Genomic DNA, 3,143 nt, shown 5'->3' with positions numbered 1-3,143 from the left:
CCAGCGAAATCCCCGCACCGGTCGCGTCGCAGGCCTGCGAGATGCTGGCCATCATCACCCGGGCAAAGGGGTCGTCGAAGAAATAGGAGAGGGGTTCCGCGGTCGCGACACCGATGGCATTGACCTTGCCGGCGCGCAGCAGCCGGCCCTTGGGATCCGGTCCGCCATATCCCATGGCCTCGGCTGCCGCCTTGACCCGCTCGCGGACCTCCTCGCGCACGATCTCCGGCCGGGCGAACACGTTGGACGCGGTGCCGTGCGACACGCCGGCCGCCTTGGCAATGTCCGCCAGACGGACCGGTCTTGTCTTTGCAGAGGTCAATGGCGCCATCTTCGTCTCCTGAATTCCTCCCTCCTAACACTTTCGTTGGATCGGTTCAAATTTTGACTTGATCACAGTCTCGGCAAGGCGTATGTTTGAATCGATCCAAGCGAACGGTGGTTCTCTAAATTGGATCGATTCAACATATTTAGGGGAGTTGTGCCATGCATCCCGTCAATTTTCTCTTCGAAGATATCTACCGCAACGACTGGAGCATCTCGTCGAACACCACGACGCAGAAGCGCCGTGGCAAAGCCAGCCCATGGGTTCGCGAGTTGCGGTTCCTTGTGGAGCGCAAGCGGAGCTGATCGTGGTCGGTTTTTCGCGCCTGTCGATTGGATCGATTCAAGGACTAGAAGGAGCGCACATCATGCATCCCGTCAGCTATCTGTTCGAAGACATCTACCGCAACTATTGGGGCATCGCGAGGCCGGAACGGCATTGGTTGGCGAAGCTGCGGCGACGCAATCGCGAATTGCTCATCAAGCCCGAGCGCCGGCAGGACTAGCAGCCCACGCTTTTACATTTGGCGCGGGCAGGCGTCAGGAACGCATGCGCACCAGCGCCGAGGCGGCGATCGCCAGCCAGCCGGTAATGAGTAGCGTGCCGCCGATCGGCGCCGACAGCGGGAACAGCCGCGACCCGATGAAATCGCGGGCCAGCAGATCGCCGCAGAACAGCAGAAGCCCAACCAGCAGGATCAGGCTGCCGATGCGCAGCATCCGGTTCGCCCCAAGCAATCCGGCGGCGAGGAAGACCGGCGCATGCATCAGCAGGAAGGATGCGGCGGTGCCGACGAAGGCGCCGCCCAGATGCGCCGCCGCGGCCGACAGCGCCACGCCGGCGGCGCCGCACAGGCCGCCGGCCAGGACGAGGATACGGCCGCTGTTGTCGGAAGGTCGTTCGGCCGTGCTCATGTCCATGGCTCCGTGATATCAGAGGGATGCCCAATCCCGTCAGGACTTGCCGGCTTTGGCGAGCATGTCCTGCTCGCGGCGCGACTGTGCCAGCCAGTTATACACCGCGCCCCCGGCCATCAAGACGGATGTGCCCAGAAACACCGAGCGCATGCCGAAATGGCCGCCGGCAAAGCCGCCGAGCAGGGGACCGGCGACCTGCCCGACATACTGGGCGGAAATCGACAGGCCGAGCACATTGCCGCCGACCCCATCGGGAACATTGTGGCGGATCACGCTGGTGATGCAGGGCAAGAGCCCGCCCAGCGCCAGGCCCATCAGGAAACGCAGGCCGATGAGTTGCCAGCTTTGCGTGACGAAGGCCTGCGGGATCAGCAGCAGTGCCGAGACGGCAAGCGCGCCGATGATGACGTTCCAGTGGCCGACGCGGTCGGCGAGTTTGCCGAGGCGCGAAGCCGACAGGATGGCGCCAAGGGCCGCCGCCGACATGACGACGCCTGATATCAGCGTGACGCGGCTCTGGTCCTCGATGAGCTGCTGCACATAGACGGTGATGATCGGCTCGATCGACATGGTGGCGAAGCTCAACAGCATGCCGGTCGCCAGCATGGCGACGACAGGCCGCTTGTCGGGGATTTGTGCCCAGCCGCCTTTCTGCTTCTGCTTCGACGCGGCGTCTGCTGTTTTCGGCCGGGGATTCTCCTTGATCAGAAACGTGGTCGCCAGGAACGCCAGGAAGATGACGCCGCCGGAGAGGAGAAAGGTGGCGCGGATGCCGATCAGCGGCGGCAGGGCGCCGCCCACCAGTGGGCCGACCAGAGCCCCACCCGTGATGCCGGCCGACAGCAGGCCCAGCGCCCAGCCGGAGCGTTCCTTCGGCGTCTGCATGGCAACGAGGATGGTCGATCCCGAGGAATAGCCACCGGCAAACCCGATCAGCAGCCGCAGCAGCACCAGTTGCCAGACCGTCTGCACCATGCCGGTCAGCGACATGCATATGGCCATGCCGAAGCTGGCGCGAACCAGCATCACCTTGCGGCCGTAGCGGTCGCCGAGACGTCCCCAGAGCGGCGCCACCAGCGCCGCCGCGAAGAACGTCGCGCCATAGGCTATCCCCGACCATTGCACGATCGCCGCGTGGCCCTCGGCGCCGAGCTGCTCGATATAGAGCGGCAGGAACGGCAAAAGCAGCGTCATGGCGACAAGCGTCGAAAACGATCCGGCAACGCACACGAACAGATTGCGCCGCCAGTGGATGTTGTAGGTGCTGTCGGTCGCCGGGGGCGTGTTCTGCTGCTGCATGTCATATGTCCTGTCCCAGCAACTCTTATCGATGCTTGCTGCGGATACCAATTTGGGATACCAAGATGGTGCCCCTGATGGACGCAAGCTTGACCGCTGTCAATGCGACCGTCTCAAACGTGATCGGAAAAGGCGGCCGGCAAGACGATCGCCAGCAACGATCAGAAAATGGAAACGACAATGTCGCAGATGCAGAGCGTCGAAAAACAGCTTCGGCAAATGATCCTGGGCCTCGAGATCGGTCCCGGCGAGAAGCTGACGGAGCGCTGGATCGAGAGCCGCTTCGGCGCGTCGCGAACCCCGGTCAGGGCAGCACTTCTGCGGCTCGAGACCGAGGGCCTGGTCGGCAGGGACGGACGTGGCTGGACGGTGTCGCCGATCAATCTGGCTGAACTCGAGCAGATCGCCGTCTACAGGGAAGCGGTCGAGGTTGCGGCGCTTCGCCTGACATGCAGCCTGGCGGACCGGAGCGCCCTCGATGTCATCGAGGCGATGCTCGAGTCCTGCGACAACGACACGCCGCGCGAGGAATGGCATCGCGTCGGCATGGATTTTCACATCGAACTGGCGCGTCTGTCGGGCAATGAATTCCTGTTCCGGGC

6 protein-coding genes are annotated in these 3,143 nt (G+C 63.6%); 3 read left to right on the top strand and 3 right to left on the bottom strand.

Features of this window, described 5'->3' with window-relative positions:
• Positions 1 to 331, bottom strand: a 331-nt coding sequence (locus EN893_RS26035) for a LacI family DNA-binding transcriptional regulator (protein ID WP_164901107.1), incomplete at its 3' end; no start/stop codon positions are given.
• A 155-nt stretch (positions 332 to 486) separates the two neighbouring features.
• On the opposite strand from EN893_RS26035, the gene EN893_RS38755 reads away from it, so the two are divergent.
• Entirely contained in the window at positions 487 to 630 is a 144-nt protein-coding gene (locus EN893_RS38755; protein ID WP_126068772.1) for a hypothetical protein, read from the top strand.
• A 62-nt stretch (positions 631 to 692) separates the two neighbouring features.
• A complete protein-coding gene (locus tag EN893_RS38750; RefSeq protein WP_127270808.1) occupies positions 693 to 830 on the top strand; it encodes a hypothetical protein in 138 nt (45 codons plus the stop codon).
• Between the two features lie 34 nt (positions 831 to 864).
• Here the strand turns inward: EN893_RS38750 and EN893_RS26020 are convergent, their stop codons facing one another.
• Together EN893_RS26020 and EN893_RS26015 are read right to left on the bottom strand one after the other, a co-directional pair.
• Positions 865 to 1,239 (bottom strand): DUF423 domain-containing protein, encoded by a 375-nt coding sequence (locus EN893_RS26020; protein ID WP_127272732.1) that lies wholly within the window; start codon positions 1,237 to 1,239, stop codon positions 865 to 867.
• 39 nt (positions 1,240 to 1,278) lie between these two features.
• On the bottom strand, positions 1,279 to 2,541 hold the full coding sequence (locus EN893_RS26015; RefSeq protein WP_127272733.1) for a multidrug efflux MFS transporter: 1,263 nt from the start codon (positions 2,539 to 2,541) through the stop codon (positions 1,279 to 1,281).
• Between the two features lie 180 nt (positions 2,542 to 2,721).
• Here EN893_RS26015 and EN893_RS26010 point away from each other — a divergent pair.
• Positions 2,722 to 3,143: GntR family transcriptional regulator (locus tag EN893_RS26010; protein ID WP_164901106.1), on the top strand; the 422-nt coding region annotated here is incomplete at its 3' end.

Origin of the sequence: Mesorhizobium sp. M7A.F.Ca.CA.004.04.2.1, from assembly GCF_004022825.1 — a bacterium.
Lineage (GTDB): Bacteria > Pseudomonadota > Alphaproteobacteria > Rhizobiales > Rhizobiaceae > Mesorhizobium.
The sequence above is the reverse complement of the archived record's forward strand: the minus strand, read 5'-3'. Positions and strand labels throughout refer to the sequence as shown.

What these genes read in the sequence shown, in the direction of transcription:
- EN893_RS26015 (WP_127272733.1), bottom strand. Translation starts at nt 2,541, where the DNA reads ATGCAGCAGCAGAACACGCCCCCGGCGACCGACAGCACCTACAACATC.
- EN893_RS38750 (WP_127270808.1), top strand. Translation starts at nt 693, where the DNA reads ATGCATCCCGTCAGCTATCTGTTCGAAGACATCTACCGCAACTATTGG.
- EN893_RS38755 (WP_126068772.1), top strand. Translation starts at nt 487, where the DNA reads ATGCATCCCGTCAATTTTCTCTTCGAAGATATCTACCGCAACGACTGG.
- EN893_RS26020 (WP_127272732.1), bottom strand. Translation starts at nt 1,239, where the DNA reads ATGAGCACGGCCGAACGACCTTCCGACAACAGCGGCCGTATCCTCGTC.